Source organism: Pseudomonas sp. MYb2 (genome assembly GCF_002979955.1).
Classification (GTDB): Bacteria; Pseudomonadota; Gammaproteobacteria; order Pseudomonadales; family Pseudomonadaceae; genus Aquipseudomonas.
In genome coordinates, this window is record NZ_PCQC01000014.1 from 115,114 (window position 1) to 133,139 (window position 18,026).

The 18,026-nt window shown below is 61.7% G+C and carries 2 protein-coding genes; one reads left to right on the plus strand and one right to left on the minus strand.

Annotated features, from left to right (window positions below; genetic code table 11):
• Positions 1-17: 17 nt before the first annotated feature.
• Positions 18-1,370, minus strand: coding sequence for a TolC family outer membrane protein (locus tag CQ009_RS21510; RefSeq protein ID WP_064389070.1), 1,353 nt, complete (start codon positions 1,368-1,370; stop codon positions 18-20).
• A 358-nt stretch (positions 1,371-1,728) separates the two neighbouring features.
• Between CQ009_RS21510 and CQ009_RS21515 the strand changes: the two genes are divergently transcribed.
• On the plus strand, positions 1,729-17,967 hold the full coding sequence (locus tag CQ009_RS21515) for a LapA family giant adhesin (protein ID WP_105708643.1): 16,239 nt from the start codon (positions 1,729-1,731) through the stop codon (positions 17,965-17,967).
• The last annotated feature ends 59 nt before the right edge of the window (positions 17,968-18,026 follow it).

Here is an 18,026-nt window from a genome sequence, read left to right on the forward strand (position 1 = left end):
AGTTGAAAAGGGATAACTCAATTCATCCCAGGCAGCTGGACCTTGGGCTTCACGTCGTTCTGCACAACGGATGCCAACGGTGCGACCACTCCCTGGCTTCTGAGCAACTCGCCCATGGTCGCCTTGATTCGATACTGAGTAAATAACTGAATGTTTTTGATTTCCGCCAGACGCCGCGAGGCGGTGAACAACTCGTTTTCGCTGTCGAGCAAATCGAGCAGGGTGCGTTCGCCGAGGCTGAACTGACGCTGGTAGGCGGTGCGCACCGAGGTGCTGTGGTCGACGTATTGCTGTGCAATCGGCACCTGCGCGTTGGCATTGTTCAAAGCGTTCCAGGCCAGACCGAGTTCTTCGTTCAACTGACGCAGGGCGTTGTTACGGATGTCCAGCGCCTGGTTCGACAGGTACGACTTGGATTCCAGATCGGCCTTGTTGCTGCCACCGGAATAAAGGTTGAAGCGCATGCGCAGCATGGCTTGCCATTCGTTGTTGTGACCGTTCTGGCCATCGAGATCGTTGTCAGCGGTACGGCCCAGTTCGGCGTCGAAACGTGGGTAGAAGGTCGACTTGGCGGTTTCGTACTGCTTCTCGGCAGCGGCGATGTCGGACTCGGCCGAACGCAGGATCGGGCTGTTTTCCAGCATCTGCTGGCGCGCTTCATTGAGGTTGGCCGGCATCATTGCCATGAACGGCGCCGGACGCTCGAGTTGATCGGGCATCTGGCCGACGGCGCTGAGAAAGTTGGTTTCCGAGTCGGCCAGATTGGTCTGCTCGGTGATCAGGTTGTTGCGCGCCTGGGCCATCCGCGCTTCGGCCTGATCGAGGTCGGCGCCGCTGCCGACGCCGCGTTGGGTACGCAGCTGGATCTGGTCGTAGATGCGCTGGTGGCTCTTGAGATTTTCTTCGGCCAGACGCACGAACTCGCGACGGGTCAGCACGTCCAGGTAAACCTGAGCGACGGTCAGCGCCGTGCGCTCGGACGTACCCAGCAAGGAATAAGCGCGGGAATTAACGGTGGCTTGTTGACGCCCGACTTCGCTGGACGTCGCAAAACCGTCAAAGACCATTTGCGAGAGACGTAAACTTGACTCGCTACGGTTCAGGGTCTCCCAGTGATTGCTGTTACCGGCGGCGCGGGTGGTGACGCTGTCGGTGCCTTCACGGCCATAACCGCCCAGCAGATCGACCTTGGGCAGGTATCCACCTTTCGCCGCTCTTAATTGATAATCCGCGGCCAAACGACTGTTGACCCCTGCCTGGATTTCCGGATGGACATCCAATGCCTGCTGCATGGCTTCTGGTAAGGATTGTGCTTGTACAAAAGAGGCGGCGAGAGCGAAGGGTACAGCCAGAAACAGGGGCGAACGCATGATAGGAATTTCCCAGAACTTCTTGTCTTGAATCACAGCAAAACGTGGCGCTGCGTCGGATGATGGCAACCAGATTGACCGTATGTCGGAAAGTTCAAAACAGGAACTGGATCACACGCTGAAGGACAGGTCGCCGCGGAAATATCAATGTGACATTAGTGGGGCGATTGTTTAGGATGGCACCCAGAAGGTCAATAGTTTGGCATAAAGTTAATAGCGAAAGAATCTAGCCAAAATATTGACGAAAACATGCGTCAAACTTGTTTCGCAAATTTTTAAAGTACGTCCAGACTGAATCGGCGCCCATGCCCTCAGGTCCATGGAAGTCAACTGAACGTGACACCCCGGAGAGTCTTCAATGAGCAGTGTTGTTGCCATCGTCAAAAGCATTGTCGGTCAGGTATTCGTGGTGTCCCCAGAGGGCGTGCGTCGCGTACTCGTTGAAGGCGATCGCCTGTTTGTCGGCGACCAGATCGACACCGGCCTCTCCGGCGCCGTGTCGCTTGAATTGGCAGATGGCCGCACCCTCGATCTGGGCCGTGAAACTCAGTGGAGCGCCAACGCCCCCGACTCCAGCACTGACCTGGCTGAGGCCACCGCGCAGGCCGCCCCTTCTGTAGCAGAACTGCAGCAAGCCATCGCTGCCGGTGTCGACCCGACTACCGCGCTTGAGTCCACCGCTGCCGGCCCGAGCGCCGCAGGCACTGGCGGGGCCGCTGGTGGCGGTCACAGTTTCGTGATGCTAGACGCCACCGCTGGCCGCGTTGACCCGACCATTGGCTTCCCGACTGCAGGCATCAATGCTGCCGGTCAAGCCGCGCAAAACATCACCGGCGGCCAGACCACCGACACCACCACCAACGCGCTGCGTGATTCGACCCTGAGCCTTAGCGCTACGCCGAGCATCACTGAAGCCGGTGGCGTGCTGGTCTACACCGCGACCCTGACCCAGGCGCCGCTGACCGACCTGACCATCACTCTGTCCAACGGCGCGGTGATCGTGATTCCTGCCGGTTCCACCACCGGCACCGTCAACGTGCCGCTGGCACCGAACGACACGGTTTATAACGACCCGAGCCAGATCGACGTGACCGTCACCGGCACCACCGGCGGCAACGGCATCACCGTGACGCCGCCGACCACCCCTGCCACGACCCAGGTCACTGACACCATCGACACCACCACCGTCACCCTGACGGCGGGGTCGAGTGTCACCGAAGGCGGCCAGATCACTTACACCGCAACGCTGACCAACCCGGCGCAAACCCCGGTCACCGTCACCCTGTCGAACGGCTCGACCATCACCATCGGCGCGGGCCAAACCACCGGCACCGTCAACGTGCCGACCCCGGCCAACGACGTCTATAACAATGGCAGCACCGTCACCACGACGATTACCGGTGCGACTGGCGGCAACTTCGAAAACCTGGTGCCGAACCCGACGCCAGCGGTGACCACCATCACTGATTCGATCGACACCACCAACCTGACCCTGACTGCCACGGGCACAGTGGTCGAAGGTGGCCAGATCACTTACACCGCGACCCTGACCAACCCGGCGCAAACCCCGGTGACCGTCACCCTGTCGAACGGTTCGACCATCACCATTGAGGCTGGCCAGACCACGGGCACCGTCAACGTGCCGACGGCGGCCAATGACGTCTACAACAATGGCGGCACCGTCAGCACCACCATTACCGGCGCTACCGGCGGCAACTTCGAAAGCCTGGTGCCGAACACTACGCCGGCGACCACCACGGTTACCGATTCGATCGACACCACTAACGTGAGCCTCACCGCCACCGGTACGGTCGTCGAAGGCGGCCAGATCACTTACACCGCAACGCTGACCAACGCCGCGCAGACCCCGGTGACGATCACCCTGTCGAACGGCTCGACCATCACCATTGAAGCCGGCAAAACCACTGGCTCCGTCAACGTGCCGACCGCGGCCAACGACGTTTACAACAATGGCAGCACGGTCAGCACCACGATTACCGGCGCTACCGGCGGCAACTTCGAAAACCTGGTGCCGAACACCACGCCAGCGACCACCACCATTACCGATTCGATCGACGATACCAACCTGTCGCTGACGGCAACCGGGACGGTGGCCGAAGGTGGTTCGATCGTTTACACCGCGACCCTGACCAATCCTGCCGGTACACCGGTGACCGTGACCCTGAGCAATGGCTCGGTGATCACCATCGAGGCGGGCAAGACCACTGGCACTGTGACCGTTCCGGCGCCAGCCGATGACGTCTATAAAGACGCCGGCAAAGTTGAAGTGACGATCAAGGACGCCAGCGGCGGCAACTTCGAGAATCTGCTGCCGAGCACTGTCCCGGCCGTGACCGAAGTGACCGACACCCTCGACACATCGACCGTGAAACTGACGGCTGATACCTCGGTTGCTGAAGGTGGCACCGTCACTTACACCGCCACCGTCGGTGCGCCGGTCACCGGTTCGCCTGTCGTGGTAACCCTGGCCAACGGTCAGAGCATCACCATTGAAGTCGGTAAAACCACCGGCACCGTGACCACTACCGCCCCTAACGATGCGTTGACCGGCAATGCGCCGCTGACCAATTCGATCACTGGCGTTTCGGGTGGCAATTACGAAGATCTGGTTGCCGACAAGACCCTGGTTTCGACCAGCGTTACCGATGTCGCCGACACCACCAACCTGTCGCTGAGCGCGACCGGCTCTGTGGCTGAAGGCGGCCAGATCACTTACACCGCGACCCTGACCAACGCCGCAGGTTCGCCTGTCACCGTAACCCTGTCGAACGGTTCGGTGATCACTATCGAAGCCGGCAAAACCACTGGCACCGTGACCGTCGCAGCACCCGCCGATGACGTCTACAAAGACGCTGGCAAAGTCGAAGTGACCATCAAGGACGCCACTGGCGGTAACTTCGAGAACCTCGTTCCGAGCACCGTTCCAGCCGTCACCGATGTAACCGATACCGTCGACACCACTACCGTCAAACTGACGGCTACCGAAAGTGCGGCTGAAGGTGGCACCGTCACCTACACCGCCACCGTTGGCGCTCCGGTGACCGGTTCGCCTGTGGTCGTGACCCTGGCCAATGGTCAGAACATCACCATCGAAGTGGGTAAAACCACCGGCACTGTGACCACCACTGCACCGAATGATGCGTTGACCGGCCACGCGCCGATCACCAACGCGATCACGGGCGTGAGCGGCGGCAATTACGAAGATCTCGTCGCCGACAAAACCCCGGTCAGCACCACTGTTACTGACACCACTGACACCACCGACCTGACACTGAGTGCGACCGGCACCGTGGCTGAAGGCGGCCAGATTACCTACACCGCGACCCTGACCAACGCCGCAGGCTCGCCTGTTACCGTGACCCTGTCGAACGGTTCGGTAATCACCATTGAAGCCGGTAAAACCACCGGCACCGTGACCGTCGCTGCTCCAGCCGATGACGTCTACAAAGACGCCGGCAAAGTTGAAGTCACCATCAAGGACGCCACGGGCGGCAACTTCGAGAACCTGGTGCCAAGCACCGTTCCCGCCGTCACCGACGTCACTGACACCATCGACACCTCGACGGTCAAACTGACCGCCACCGAGACTGCCGCTGAAGGTGGCACCGTCACCTACACCGCTACCGTGGGTGCGCCGGTCACCGGTTCGCCAGTTGTCGTGACTTTGGCCAATGGCCAGAACATCACCATCGAAGTGGGTAAAACCACCGGCACCGTGACCACTAACGCGCCAAACGACGCGCTGAACGGCCACGCGCCGCTGACCAACTCGATCACCAATGTGACCGGCGGCAATTACGAGAATCTCGTCGCCGACAAAACACCGGTCAGCACCACCGTGACTGACACTAACGACACCACCAACCTGACGCTCAGCGCCACCGGCACCGTGGCTGAAGGCGGCTCGATCGTTTACACCGCAACCCTGACCAACCCGGCTGGCACCCCGGTAACCGTGACCCTGTCGAACGGTTCGGTAATCACCATTGAAGCCGGTAAAACCACCGGCACCGTGACCGTCGCTGCCCCTGCCGATGACGTCTACAAGGACGCCGGCAAAGTCGAAGTCACTATCAAAAACGCCACCGGCGGCGACTTCGAGAACCTGGTGCCAAGCACCGTTCCAGCCGTGACCGACGTCACTGATACCCTCGACACCTCGACGGTAAAACTGACCGCGACCGAAACCGCCGCTGAGGGTGGCACCGTCACTTACACCGCCACCGTCGGCGCGCCAGTCACCGGTTCGCCTGTCGTCGTGACGTTGGCCAACGGCCAGAACATCACCATCGAAGTGGGTAAAACCACCGGCACCGTCACCACCACTGCACCGAACGATGTGCTGGCCGGTCACGCACCGCTGACCAACTCGATCACTAACGTTTCCGGTGGCAACTACGAAAATCTGGTCGCCGACAAAACCCCGGTCAGCACCACCGTGACCGACACCGTCGACACCACCACCGTTTCGCTGACCGCCACTGGCAACGTCAACGAAGGCGGTTCGATCGTCTACACCGCGACGCTGACCAACCCGGCCGGCACGCCAGTGACCGTGACCCTGAGCAACGGCTCGACCATCACCATCGACGCCGGCAAGACCACCGGCACCGTGACCGTTCCTGCGCCTGCCGATGACGTCTACAAAGACGCCGGCAAAGTCGAAGTGACCATCAAGGGCACCGACGGCGGCAATTTCGAAAACCTGGTGGCCAATCCGACGCCAGCGGTGACCAACGTTGCCGACACGATCAACACCACGCACCTGACCCTCAGCGCCGAAAGCTATGTGCTTGAAGGCACGTCGATCACCTACACCGCGACCCTGACCAACGCCGCGCAAACGCCGGTCACCGTCAACCTGAGCAACGGCCAGACCATCACCATCGAGGCTGGCAAAACCAGCGGCTCGGTGACCATCGCCGCGCCGAGCGATGACGTCTACAAAGATGTCAGCAAGCTCACCGTGACCATGACCGATGCGACTGGCGGCAACTTCGAGAAACTCGACGTCAGCAAGACCCCGGTCAGCACCACCGTCAACGACACCGTCGACAAAACCACGCTGACCCTGAGCGCCAGCGACACCGTCAGCGAAGGTGGCCAGATCACCTACACCGCGACCCTGAGCAATCCGGCTGGCACCGCCATGACCGTGACCCTGGCCAACGGCGCGGTGATCAACATCGCCGCCGGCGCCACCAGCGGCTCGGTGAACTTCGCCGCACCTGCCAATACCCCGTACGTCGATGGCGGCAAAGTACAAACCGCGATTGCCAGCCATAGCGGCGGCAACTTCGAACAGGTCGATGCCAACCGTTCGGCAGTGGTTACAACTGTCACCGATACGGTCGATACCACCAATATCAGCCTGAGCGCCACCGCTTCGGTCGCCGAGGGCGGCTCGATCATTTACACCGCGAGCCTGACCAACCCGGCAGGCACGGCGATGACCGTGACCCTGAGCAACGGTGCAGTAATCAACATCGCCAAAGGCGCGACCACCGGCACCGCGACCGTCGCAGCGCCTGCCGATGACGTCTACAAGGACGCCGGCAAGGTCGATGCGAGCATCACCAAGACCACCGGCGGCAACTTCGAGAACCTGGTGGTCGACAAGACCCCGGCCGTCACCGACGTGACCGATACCATCGACAACAGCACCGTGTCGCTTACTGCCACCGCCAGCACCACTGAAGGCGGCGTGGTGGTTTACACCGCCGCCGTGACCGCTCCAGTCACCGGCGCGCCGGTTGTCGTGACCCTATCCAACGGCCAGACCATCACCATCCCGGTCGGCGCCAGCAGCGGCAGCGTCAACTTCACCGCACCGAACGATGCACTGGCCGGCGGCAACACGCTGAGCGTGAAAATCGACGGCACCAGCGGCGGCAACTACGAAAATCTCGTGGCCGATAAAACCCCGGCCGTGACCTCGGTGACCGACACCGTCGACACCACCAACCTGTCGCTGAGTGCGACTGACACCGTGGCGGAAGGTGGTTCGATTGTTTACACCGCAACGCTGACCAATCCGGCTGGCACGCCAGTCACCGTGACGTTGAGCAACGGCTCGGTGATCACCATCGACGCTGGTAAAACTACCGGTACCGTGACCGTCGCAGCGCCTGCCGATGACGTCTACAAGGACGCCGGCAAAGTCGAAGTGACCATCAAGGATGCCACTGGCGGCAACTTCGAGAACCTCGTTCCGAGCACCACGCCAGCCGTGACCGACGTCACTGACACCATCGACACCTCGACCGTGAAACTGACGGCCGACACCACTGTGGCTGAAGGCGGCACCGTCACTTACACCGCCACGGTTGGCGCGCCGGTCACCGGTTCGCCAGTCGTCGTGACGTTGGCCAACGGCCAGAGCATCACCATCGAAGTCGGCAAAACCACTGGCACCGTGACATTCACTGCGCCGAACGATGCGCTGACCGGTCAGGCTTCGCTGGGTAATTCGATCACTGGTGTCAGCGGCGGCAACTTCGAAAACCTGGTAGCCGACAAGACCCCGGTTTCCACCACCGTCACCGACACCGTCGACACCACTGACCTGTCGCTCAGCGCCACCAATTCGGTCGCCGAGGGCGGTTCGATCATCTACACGGCGACCCTGACCAACCCGGCCGGTACGCCGGTGACCGTGACCCTGAGCAACGGCTCGGTAATCACCATCGAGGCCGGCAAAACCACTGGCACCGTGACCGTCGCGGCCCCTGCCGATGACGTCTACAAAGACGCCGGTAAAGTCGAAGTAACCATCAAGGACGCTACGGGCGGCAACTTCGAAAATCTGGTGCCGAGCACCGTGCCGGCCGTAACCGACGTCACCGATACCATCGATACCTCGACGGTCAAACTGACCGCCACCGAATCTGCGGCTGAAGGTGGCACCGTCACTTACACCGCCACCGTCGGCGCACCAGTCACCGGCTCGCCAGTTGTCGTCACCCTGGCCAACGGTCAGAACATCACCATCGAAATCGGCAAAACCACCGGTACCGTCACCACCACTGCGCCGAACGACGCATTGACCGGCCACACCCCGCTGACCAATGCGATCACTGGCGTTTCCGGCGGTAATTACGAAAACCTCGTCGCCGATAAAACTCCGGTCAGCACCACCGTGACCGACACCGTCGACACCACCGATCTGACGCTGACCGCGACCGGCACCGTGGCTGAAGGCGGTTCGATTGTTTACACCGCGACCCTGACCAACCCGGCCGGTACCCCGGTCACCGTGACCCTGTCGAACGGTTCGGTGATTACCATCGAAGCCGGCAAAACCACTGGCACCGTGACCGTTGCGGCGCCTGCCGATGACGTCTACAAAGACGCCGGCAAAGTCGAAGTGACCATCAAGGACGCCACCGGCGGCAATTTCGAGAACCTCGTTCCGAGCGCCACGCCTGCGGTTACCGAAGTGACCGACACCATCGACACCTCGACCGTGAAACTGACGGCCGACACCTCCGTGGCTGAAGGCGGCACCGTCACTTACACCGCCACCGTCGGCGCGCCAGTCACCGGCACGCCTGTCGTGGTGACTCTGGCCAACGGTCAGAACATCACCATCGAAGTCGGTAAAACCACCGGTACCGTCACCACCACTGCGCCGAACGACGCATTGACCGGCCACGCACCACTGACCAACTCGATCACCGGCGTTTCCGGCGGCAACTACGAAAACCTCGTCGCCGATAAAACCCCGGTCAGCACCACCGTGACCGACACCACCGACACCACCAATCTGTCGCTGACCGCGACTGGCACCGTGGACGAAGGCGGCCAGATCACCTACACCGCGACGTTGACCAACGCGGCTGGCTCGCCAGTCACCGTGACACTGAGCAACGGCTCGGTGATTACCATCAAGGCTGGCGAAACCACCGGCACCGTCACCGTCGACGCACCGAAAGATGACGTCTACAAAGATGCCGGCACCGTTGAGGCGACCATCAAGGGCGCAACCGGTGGCGACTTCGAAAATCTGGTCACCAGCACTGCACCAGCGGTCACCACCGTCAACGACACCATCGACACCTCAACCGTGTCGCTGACTGCCACCGCCAACGTCGCCGAAGGCGAAACCGTGGTCTACACCGCGACCGTGACTGCACCCGTGACGGGCTCGCCAGTTGTCGTGACTCTGTCCAACGGCCAGACCATCACCATCGCCGTCGGTGAAACCAGCGGCAGCGTAAACTTCGTTGCGCCGAACAGCCCGTTGGCCGGCGGCAGCTCGCTGAGCGTGACCATCGACGGCGCTACCGGTGGCAACTACGAAAAACTCGCGGTTGACGGCAAGTCCGCCGACACCGCGGTTTCGGACACCAACGACACCACCAACCTGAACCTGACCGCGACCGACTCGGTGGCTGAAGGCGGTTCGATCGTTTACACCGCGACGCTGACCAACCCGGCCGGCACCCCGGTGACCGTGACCCTGTCGAACGGTTCGGTGATCACCATCGAAGCGGGCAAAACTACCGGCACCGTGACCGTTGCTGCACCTGCCGATGACGTCTACAAAGACGCTGGCAAAGTCGAAGTGACGATCAAGGATGCAACGGGCGGCAACTTCGAGAACTTGGTATCGAGCACCGTGCCGGCCGTGACCAACGTCACCGACACCATCGACACCACCACCGTCAAACTCACCGCGACCGAATCGGCGGCTGAGGGTGGCAGCGTGACTTACACCGCAACCGTCGGCGCGCCAGTGGCCGGTTCGCCTGTGGTCGTGACCCTGTCAAACGGTCAAACCATCACCATTGGTGTTGGCCAGACCACCGGCACCGCGACCACCACCGCGCCGAACGATGCAGTGATCGGCCACGCGCCGATCACCAATGCGATCACCGAGGTAAGCGGCGGCAACTTCGAAAATCTGGTGGCGGATAAGACGCCGGTTTCGACCAATGTCACTGATACCGTCGACACCACTAACCTGTCGTTGACTGCAACCGGCACCGTGGCCGAAGGTGGTTCGATTGTTTACACCGCCACCCTGACCAACGCCGCTGGTTCGCCAGTCACCGTGACCCTGTCCAACGGTGCCGTGATCACCATCGAGGCCGGTAAAACCACTGGAACCGTGTCTGTTCCAGCTCCGGCGGATGACGTCTACAAAGACGCCGGCAAAGTCGAAGTGACGATCAAGGATGCAACGGGTGGCAACTTCGAGAATCTGGTGCCGAGCACCGTGCCGGCCGTGACCAACGTCACCGACACCATCGACACCACCACCGTCAAACTCACCGCGACCGAATCGGCGGCTGAGGGTGGCAGCGTGACTTACACCGCAACCGTCGGCGCGCCAGTGACCGGTTCGCCTGTTGTCGTGACCCTGGCTAACGGTCAGACCATCACCATTGGTGTTGGCCAGACCACCGGCACCGCGACCATCACCGCGCCGAACGATGCAGTGACCGGCCACGCGCCGATCACCAATGCGATCACCGAGGTAAGCGGCGGCAACTTCGAAAATCTGGTGGCGGATAAGACGCCGGTTTCGACCAATGTCACTGATACCGTCGACACCACTAACCTGTCGCTGACTGCAACCGGCACCGTGGCTGAAGGCGGCTCGATCATCTACACCGCGACCTTGACCAACGCGGCTGGCTCGCCAGTCACCGTGACCCTGTCGAACGGCGCCGTGATCACCATCGAGGCTGGCAAAACCACGGGCAGCGTCACCGTCGCAGCGCCGGCCGATGACGTTTACAAAGATGCAGGCAAAGTCGAAGCAACCATTTCGACCGCCACCGGTGGCAACTTCGAGAACCTGGTACCGAGCACCGTGCCGGCCGTGACCAGCGTCACTGACACCATCGACACCACCACCGTCAAACTCAGCGCGACCGAGTCGGCAACTGAGGGTGGCACGGTCACCTACACCGCCACGGTTGGCGCAGCCGTCACCGGCTCGCCTGTGGTCGTGACGCTGGCCAACGGTCAGACCATCACCATTGGCGTTGGCCAGACCACCGGCACCGCGACCACCACGGCGCCGAACGATGCATTGACCGGTCATGCACCGCTGACCAACTCCATCACCAATGTGACTGGCGGCAACTATGAGAGTCTCGTAGCCGACAAGACCCCGGTTTCGACCACGGTCACCGACACCGTCGACACCACCAACCTGTCACTGAGCGCCACCGGTTCTGTGGCCGAGGGCGGTTCAATCGTCTACACCGCCACGCTGACCAACGCAGCCGGCTCGCCAGTCACCGTAACCCTGTCCAACGGCGCCGTGATCACCATCGAAGCCGGCAAAACCACCGGCACCGTAACCGTTCCAGCACCGGCTGACGACGTCTACAAAGACGCCGGCACCGTGCAGGCGACCATCAGCACCGCCACCGGTGGCAACTTCGAGAACCTGGTGCCGAGCACAACGCCGGCTATCACAAGCGTTACCGACACCATCGACACCACCATCGTGAAGCTGACTGCCACCGCCACTGCCGCTGAAGGCGGTAATGTCGTCTACACCGCAACCGTCGGCGCGCCAGTGACTGGCTCGCCAGTCGTGGTAACCCTGTCGAACGGTCAGACCATCACCATTGGTGTTGGCCAGACCACCGGCACCGCGACCACTACCGCGCCAAACGACGTGTTGGCCGGTCACGCACCGCTGACGAATGCGATCACCAATGTCAGCGGTGGCAACTACGAGAATCTCGTGGCTGACAAAACCCCGGTCAGCACTACCGTGACCGACACTGTCGACACCACCAACCTGTCGCTCAGTGCGACCGGTTCTGTGGCTGAAGGCGGCTCAATCGTTTACACCGCGACATTGACCAACGCCGCTGGCTCGCCAGTGACCGTAACCTTGTCAAACGGCGCCGTAATCACCATCGACGCCGGTAAAACCACCGGCACCGTGACCGTTCCAGCACCGGCTGACGACGTTTACAAAGACGCCGGCACCGTGCAGGCGACGATCAGCAACGCCACCGGTGGCAACTTCGAAAACCTGGTGCCGAGCACAACGCCGGCTATCACAAGCGTTACCGACACGATCGACACCACCACCGTAAAACTCACTGCAACCACAACTGCAGCCGAGGGCGGCAACGTTGTCTACACCGCGACAGTCGGCGCGCCAGTCACCGGCTCGCCGGTTGTCGTGACCCTGGCCAACGGTCAGACCATCACCATTGGTGTTGGCCAGACTACGGGGACTGCGACCACTACTGCACCAAACGACGCGTTGACTGGCCATGCTCCACTGACCAACTCGATCACCAACGTCAGCGGCGGCAACTACGAAAACCTCGTGGCCGACAAGACGCCGGTTTCGACCAACGTCACTGACACCGTCGACACCACCAATCTGTCGCTGTCCGCGACCGGCACCGTGGCTGAAGGTGGCCAGATCACCTACACCGCGACATTGACCAACGCTGCTGGCTCGCCAGTGACCGTCACCCTGTCGAACGGCGCCGTGATTACCATCGAAGCCGGCAAAACCACTGGCACCGTGACCGTCGCTGCGCCAGCCGACGACGTCTACAAAGACGCGGGTACCGTGCAGGCGACCATCAGCACCGCCACCGGTGGCAACTTCGAAAATCTGGTGCCGAGTACGACGCCGGCAATCACCAGCGTCACCGATACCATCGACACCACCACCGTGAAATTGACGGCAACAGCTACAGCGGCAGAGGGCGGCAATGTCGTCTACACCGCGACCGTTGGTGCTCCGGTGACAGGTTCGCCGGTGGTTGTAACGCTGGCCAACGGTCAGACCATCACCATTGGTGTTGGCCAAACCACGGGCACCGCAACTGCCATTGCGCCAAACGACGCACTGACCGGTCATGCTCCACTGACCAACGCAATCACCAACGTTACCGGCGGCAACTACGAGAATCTCGTAGCCGACAAGACCCCGGTTTCGACCACGGTCACCGACACCGTCGACACCACCAATCTGTCGCTGAGCGCTACTGGCTCGGTCGCAGAAGGTGGCTCGATCGTCTACACCGCGACATTGACCAACGCCGCTGGCTCACCAGTCACCGTGACGCTGTCGAACGGCGCCGTGATTACCATCGAAGCCGGCAAAACTACCGGCACCGTCACCGTGGCAGCGCCAGCGGACGACGTTTACAAAGACGCCGGCAACGTTCAGGCAACGATCAAGACCGCCACCGGTGGCAGCTTCGAAAACCTCGTCACCAGCACAACGCCAGCCGTGACCAGCGTCACCGACACCATCGACACCACCACGGTGAAACTGACCGCAACCGGCACCGCAGCTGAAGGCGGCAACGTCGTCTACACCGCGACTGTCGGCGCTCCAGTGACCGGCTCGCCAGTGGTCGTAACCCTGGCCAACGGCCAGACCATCACCATTGGTATTGGCCAGACCACCGGCACCGCAACCGCCACTGCGCCAAACGACGCATTGACTGGTCATGCTCCACTGACCAACTCAATCACTAACGTGAGCGGCGGTAACTACGAAAATCTGGTGGCCGACAAAACCCCGGTCAGCACCACCGTGACCGACACCGTCGACACCACCAACCTGACGCTGTCCGCGACCGGCACCGTGGCCGAAGGTGGCCAGATCACCTACACCGCGACGCTGACCAACGCCGCTGGCTCGCCCGTCACCGTGACCCTGAGCAACGGCTCGGTGATCACCATCAAGGCTGGCGAAACCACCGGCACCGTGACCGTCCCGGCTCCGGCTGATGACGTCTACAAAGACGCCGGCAACGTGCAGGCAAGCATCACCGGCACCAGCGGCGGCGGCTTCGAAAACCTGGTGACCAGCAATACACCAGCCGTGACCAGCGTCACCGATACCGTCGACACGACCACCGTCAGCATCACCGGCAGCAGCTCGGTGACCGAAGGCCAGATCGCCAGCTACACCGTCAGCCTGAACCACCCGGCGCAAACCGAAGTGACCCTGAAAATCGTCTACAGCGGCACCGCCGCCGACGGTTCGGACTTCACCGGCGTGTACACCGTGAAGATCCCGGCCGGTGCCAGCAGCGCGCAGTTCAATGTCGCCACCCTCGACGACAAGATCACCGAAGGCACCGAGAACTTCGTGGTCAAGATCGATTCGGCCACGGGCGGCAACTTCGAAAACCTCGCGGTCAGCGCCACCAACGGCAGCGTCAGCACTTCGATCATCGACAACGATGCGCCGCCGGTGCTCGACCTGGATGCCAACAACTCCAGCGGCGCCAGCGGTGCCGACTACAAGGTGACCTTCACCGAAAATACCCCGGGCGCGGGCGTATCGATTGCCGACACCGACATCAGCATCACTGACCCGGACAGCACCATGCTGACTGGCGCCACCGTGGTCCTGACCAACCGGCAGGACGGCGATGCGCTGAACCTCGGCAACAGCGTCAACGGCATTACCATCAATGCCAACAGCACCAACGGCACCGTGACCCTGACCTTGTCGGGCAACGCGACGCTGGCCGACTACATGCAGGCCATCAAGAACATCAGCTTCACCAACGGCAGTGAGAACCCGAGCACCGTGCCACGGATCATCACCGTGACGGTGACCGATGGCGGCAACTACTCCAACACCGCGACCACCACGGTCAATGTGGTGGCGATCAACGATGCGCCGGTTGCTGCACCGAGCAATGTCACTGGCACCGAAGACACCCCGCTGGTACTTGGCTGGTCGACCTTCGGTGTGACCGACGTCGACAGCCCGGCCAGCAGCCTCGGCATCAAAATCACCCAGCTGCCCGGCGAAGGCAAACTGCAGTATCTGGACGGCTCGACCTGGAAAGACGTCGCCAACAACCAGACCTTCAGCAAGGCTGACATCGACGCGGGCAAGCTGCGTTTCCTGCCGGATGCCAACGAGTCGGGCGTCAATGGTTACGGTGGCAGCGGTCTGGGCAACAACCAGGCGGACTACGCGCAGATCAAGTTCCAGCCAACCGACGGCCAGTTGCTGGGCAACACCGGCACCGTGAAAATCGACATCACGCCAGTGGCGGATGCGCCGACCGTGAGCGTGGCCGACAACAGCGTGAAGTCCACCGGCCTGATCAAGGAAGTCTGGACCGGTCTGTCGGGCCTGGGCACCAACGGTAATGGCGCGGATTCGACCACGCTGAAAAACGTCATCGACGGCGCCGGGAAACCGAACTCCAGTGGCTCGGTCACCAATGTGCAGTCCGACGGTAGCGTTGCGGCGGGCACGGCATCGAAGACGTCAGGCCTGATTTATCTGGAAGCCGGCAAGACCTACACCTTCAGCGGTATTGCCGATGACAGTTTGTTGATCACGATCGGCGGCAAGAGTGTGGCTTCGGGTACCTGGGGCGCGGGCGGCGCCATCAATGGCTCGTTCACCCCGACCACCAGCGGCTACTACACCCTGGACATCTACCACCACAACCAGAGCGGCCCGGGCAGCTACGACGTCAACCTGTCGGTCAACGGCAGCACGCCGATCGACCTGAGCAGCGCCGGCGTGCCGATTTACACCGGCGTGCAGGATCTGATCAATTCGGGCGTGACCGTCTCCGATCTGCACGGCAGCGGCGGTGAAGGCTATTACGACGGCTACAAACTCAACACCGGCGCCGAAGGCACCACGGTGAAACTGTCGGCAGTCACCACCGCCCTGACCGACACCGACGGCTCGGAAACCCTGAGCGTGAAGATCAGCGGCGCACCGGTCGGCTCGGTGCTCAGCGATGGCGCGGGTCATACCTTCACCGTCACCGCCAGCAGCGGCGACGCCAACGTCACCGGCTGGAACCTCGGCAGCCTGACCGTAACGCCACCGCCGTACTACAACGGCCAGTTCAACCTGACCGTGACCTCGACCTCCACCGAACAGGTCGGCGGTTCGGCCAGCAGCACCGCGACCATTCCGGTCACCGTGGTGCCGGCCGTCTACAACGCGGTCGTGGCGACCTCGGGCGACGACACCGTCACCGGCACCGATGGCAACGACATCATCGTCGCCGACATCGGTGGCCTGACCGTGGTCCCGGGCACCAATTACAACATCGCGTTCATGGTCGACAGCTCCGGCAGCATGAGCGCGTCGTCGCTCAACGCCGCCAAAGATTCGCTGACCTCAGTGTTCAACAGCCTCAAGCAGAGCCTGGGCGGCAGCAATTCGGGCACGGTGAACATTTTCCTCGTCGACTTCGATACCCAGGTGAACAAGTCGGTGTCGGTAAACCTCAACGACCCGAACGCACTGACGCAACTCAAAGCGGTACTGGACTCGATGGCCTCCGGCGGCGGCACCAACTACGAGGATGTGTTCAAGACCACGGCCAACTGGTTCCAGAGCGCTGACGCGGTGGCCAACACCGGGGCGAAGAACCTCACGTACTTCATCACCGACGGTCAGCCGACCTACTACCAGAGCGGCGAGCAGACCAACCCGACGCTGTACGGCAACGTGAAGCTCGACGATGTGGTGAAAACCAGCAACTACAAGCCGGGCGACACCTTCAGCACCTACATCGACAATACCCACGCATTGACGATCAACAGCGCCGGCACCGTGACCCTGCAAACCTACAATTCGTGGTGGGGCTGGAGCAGCTCTAATCTGGGCACCATCCACGCGCAGGGCGACGGCACGTATGAGTTGTCTAGTCTGGCGGGGACCGGTAACAGCACCAACTCGGCAACGACCAGCAACTCGACCAGTGGTTTTGCCTTGCTCAACGGTCTGTCGAACGTCGAGGCTATCGGACTGAACAACGATGTCAGCCTCAACGATCTGAAACCTTACGATTCGGATAAAACTCCGCAGACCAACATCGATCCGAAGGATCTGGCCAACTCGATCATCGGCCACACCGAAGCGACGATGCCAGGCAACGACACCGTCAGCGGTGGCGACGGTAACGACATCCTGTTCGGCGATCTGGTCAGCTTCAACGGCATTGCCGGCGAGGGTTATCAGGCGATGCAGGCGTTCGTGGCCAAGGAAACCGGGGTCGACGTCAGCAAGGTCACCACCAGCAATGTGCACCAATACATCACCGAGCACTATCAGGCGTTCGATGTCTCCGGCGCGCATGACGGTAACGACACGCTGTTGGGTGGCGCGGGCAATGACATCCTCTTCGGCTCGGGCGGCAACGACTGGCTCGATGGCGGCAAAGGCAATGACATCCTCCTCGGCGGCACCGGCAACGACACGCTGATCGGCGGTCAGGGCAACGACATCCTCATCGGTGGTTCGGGTGCCGACACCTTCGTCTGGAAAGCGGGCGACACCGGCAACGACGTGATCAAGGACTTCAAGGCCAGCGAAGGTGACCGTATTGACCTGCGCGATCTGCTGCAGGGCGAGACCGGCAGCACCATCGATAACTTCCTGAAGATCACCACGGTCGATGGCACGTCGTCGCTGCAAGTCAGCTCGGCGGGCAAGTTCAACTCCGGCGACGCCGCTGCCGCGACTCCGGATGTGACGATCAAACTGGAAGGCAACAACTGGTCGAGCGCCAACATTCATAACCTGATTGCCGGCAGCGACCCGACCATCAAAGTCGACCACAACAACAGCTGATACGTGAACAAACGGCCGCCCCATTTGGGGCGGCCGTCACGTTTGTGCGGTCCGGAGCG